This window comes from Streptomyces sp. NPDC017890, assembly GCF_044328675.1.
Lineage (GTDB): Bacteria > Actinomycetota > Actinomycetes > Streptomycetales > Streptomycetaceae > Streptomyces.
In genome coordinates, this window is record NZ_JBIRHU010000122.1 from 1 (window position 1) to 1,986 (window position 1,986).

Consider the following 1,986-nt stretch of genomic DNA (forward strand, 5'->3'; position numbering starts at 1 on the left):
CGGCTGCCCAGCTTCCTCCTGGGGGTGAGCCGATCAAGGTCGGGCACCATTCGGAGGGGCGGCATCGGCGAGCGCTCAAGAAAGTCCATCAGCGCCTGGGACAGGCTGTGGCAGCCGAGGGGAATGCGGAGGAAGCACGTAGGCGCGCGGAGGCGACAGCGGTGACCACAGCGGCTCGCTACAGCCCGGTGACCGTGAAGAATCGGATCGACAAAATGCACGCAGAGCAGCGCGCGGACCAACGCGAGCTCGACGGTCACGAGCGGACGCTCTTCGTGGTGCGTGGCGTGAAGCTGATCGAGAAATTTCCTCCGGCCGAGGGCACCTACCGTCAGGCGTTGATTACCCGTATCGCCGAGCGGGCCGACCAGATCACCTATTGGGAAGGAATCCGCGCCCAGCAGATCGCGTCAGGTCAGGCCAACAATTTCGGGCCGGACACGATCGCGAAAGGAGATCTGGTCAGGTGCTCGGGTGTCTGGTATTCGGTGGTTCGGGTCAATAAGAAATCTGTCACTGTTCCGGCGAGGATTGGCGGCGATTGGACGGACACTATTCCGTATCACAAACTTGCTGGACACAGGCAGGCGAAGGAAGCCGAAACAGCTTCGGCCAGTTCATCTTCCATCAAGGAGGTTCGGTCGTGAACAGTCTCCGGGACGAGATTCACAGCGGAGAGTTTCGGCAGTCGCGCCACTATCCGGTTGCACGTTCCGTGGAACGTGTTGCTGCCCAAACATTTATGCGACTCCACCCCGAGACCGAGTGGCCACCGGTTAACGGCCACTTCGCGGACGTGTACCGCCTCGCCAGCTGGCGTCTGCTCACACCGCTCGAGACTGTCGCCGCTCTCGATTACGAAACTCTGACGGCGAGCTCGTGGGACGCTCTGCCGGACGATCAGCGCGAAGCCTGGTTCGAGCATGTGCGCGGCACCAATTCTCGTCTGTCACGCACCCGGATCGGCAGATTCACAGCCGAGGTGATCACTGCCCCTTAGCAGCTAAGACTACGGGAGGCCGGCGCTTTGCGTCGCCTCCTGTGTCTATGTCCCCGGCACCGGGTGTGCCGGGGACATAGACACAGGTCAAAGTGCCTTTTTGTCGTAGGCGTGGGGTAGCTTTCAAGTGTTCGTCAGTCCAATCCATCGGGTGAATCTGACCAGTTCGCCCACCGACCCAAAGGGGTTCCGTAATGCCAGCTTTCCGAATGACCAGCCCGTCCGATGTTGTCGCCGGTGCCGTGGCTATGGGTGGCCATCTTCCCGAGGACGAGTTGGTCATCATCACCCTCGATGTGCACCCGTGCAGGGTCGCCATGCTCCCCCTCCTCAATCTGCTCCCTGGCGTGTCGGAGGGAATTCTGAGTTCCTTGCGTGTGACACCAGCTCTGGAAGAGTGCCAATCGATGCTTGTGGTTGTCTTTGGCACGCTCGAACGGGGCAATGACGTAGCCGAAGCGCTCGAAACATTTCGGCCCGATTCAGTTCCGCCTGTGTTCGTTTTCACCGATGGTCTGGTACGTCAATGGACGGGCGCGGGATCACTTGCCGCACAGTCGGGTACACCTGTCGATCTTGCAGCACACCCACTGATCACCGAAGCGTTGTTCGAGGGCACAACGATTCTCAAGACCCGCAGCGAGATCCGAGCAGGGTTTACCGCCGCGCAGCACGGCCCGGAACGCGCTGCCGCGGCCTCACGGGCCTTCGGCGCCAAGCGCATCGTTCTACGCGCCATGGAGCCACAGCGAGCGGCCGATCGGGTATTCGATCTGGCACTTTCGCACTACCTGGACGGCACGTCACAGCACGGCATTACCGTTACCGATGAGCACGCAGCCGTTATTGCTGCTGCCATGCATGACGTGACGGTGCGCGATCTGTTGTTCGCACACATCGACGAAAACAATGCCGATGCAGCCGCCGAGGTAATGCGGCAGGTCGGCGCACTTTTACCCGAGGATTTGGCCGGTCCGCTCATGGTG

3 protein-coding genes are annotated in these 1,986 nt (G+C 61.0%); all 3 read left to right on the top strand.

Annotated elements, in window-relative coordinates; genetic code table 11:
• Positions 1 to 647, top strand: a 647-nt coding sequence (locus ACH4F2_RS35845; protein WP_398136792.1) for a DUF3560 domain-containing protein, incomplete at its 5' end; no start/stop codon positions are given.
• On the top strand, positions 644 to 1,000 hold the full coding sequence (locus ACH4F2_RS35850) for a hypothetical protein (RefSeq protein WP_003942448.1): 357 nt from the start codon (positions 644 to 646) through the stop codon (positions 998 to 1,000). The genes ACH4F2_RS35845 and ACH4F2_RS35850, both read left to right, overlap by 4 nt.
• Before the next feature lie 209 nt (positions 1,001 to 1,209).
• Positions 1,210 to 1,986: DUF4192 family protein (locus tag ACH4F2_RS35855; protein ID WP_398136793.1), on the top strand; the 777-nt coding region annotated here is incomplete at its 3' end.